Source organism: Methylobacterium indicum (genome assembly GCF_001043895.1).
Classification (GTDB): Bacteria; Pseudomonadota; Alphaproteobacteria; order Rhizobiales; family Beijerinckiaceae; genus Methylobacterium; species Methylobacterium indicum.
Genome location: NZ_JTHF01000279.1, coordinates 1 through 1,056 on the forward strand (window position 1 = coordinate 1; position 1,056 = coordinate 1,056).

Consider the following 1,056-nt stretch of genomic DNA (forward strand, 5'->3'; position numbering starts at 1 on the left):
TTATACCGCCGCGCTTAGGTTTTGACTCGTTGGGGTTTTCACCGGCTTGTGGAGGTGATTCACTGCCTCCCTGGACCGGGGAGGAGCCTGTGACGCGAGCCGTCGAGATCCGGAGTGACGTGGCCACAGCCACCGAGCTCCGGCAGCAAGCCAAGCGGGAGCCGCGTCGGCGGACAGCTCTGCGCCTGCTGGCGGTCGCCAACGCGCTTGATGGCATGAGCCGGGCGGAAGCGGCGCGGGCCGCTGGCATCGAGCGACAGGCGCTGTGCGATGCCGTCAAGCGCTTCAACGCCGAGGGGCTGGCCGGTTTGATCGACCGCCCGCCCGGCCGCCGGCCAGAGCGTCTGAGCGAGGGCGAGCAGGCGGTGCTGGTCCACCACATCCTGCGGGGGCCCGATCCCGACCGGGGCGAGCCCGCCAGCTGGACCCTGCCGGACCTGTGCCGCTTCATCGAGGCCCGCTTCGGCAAGACCATGCTGCCCCAGTCGATGTCGCGCCTGGTGCGCCGGCTGGGCTTGTCGAAGCAGAAGACCCGCCCGGTTCACCCGCAGCGCGACGCCAAGGCTGCGCAGGCCTTCGCAAAAAGGGGCTCCGCGCAGCTCTAACGAGCGCCGCCGAGGCCCATCCCGGCCGGCAGATCCGTCTCTTCTTCATGGACGAGGCTCGGGTCGGGCAGAAGGGGCGCAGCGGCCATCGCTGGTGGATGCGCGGCCAGCGTCCGGCGGGACGCTGCGACGGCCGCTTCCAGTCCGCTTACATCTTTGCCGCCGTCGAGCCGCAGACCGGCTCGGCGTTCGGTCTGGTGTTGCCGCGCGTCTCGACCGAGGCGATGAGCCTGTTCCTGGCGCAGTTTGCGGCCACGCTCGAGCCGGACACGCAGGCCGTCGTGGTGCTGGACGGGGCAGGCTGGCACATTGCCAAGGATCTGCGCGTGCCCGACGCCGTGACGCTGGTGCGGCTGCCCGCCTACAGCCCCGAACTCAACCCGGTCGAACGCATCTGGCTGTACCTGCGCGAGCGCTTCCTCTCGGCACGCGTCTTCCCCGACTACGAGGC

Annotated in this window: 2 protein-coding genes; both read left to right on the forward strand. The window is 70.2% G+C overall.

What is annotated here, in order from left to right:
- Positions 1 to 119: 119 nt before the first annotated feature.
- Positions 120 to 605, forward strand: a complete 486-nt coding sequence (locus QR78_RS34475; RefSeq protein ID WP_158004083.1) for a winged helix-turn-helix domain-containing protein — start codon at positions 120 to 122, stop codon at positions 603 to 605.
- A gap of 47 nt (positions 606 to 652) precedes the next feature.
- Positions 653 to 1,056, forward strand: a 404-nt coding sequence (locus tag QR78_RS33260; RefSeq protein WP_048430731.1) for an IS630 family transposase, incomplete at its 3' end; no start/stop codon positions are given.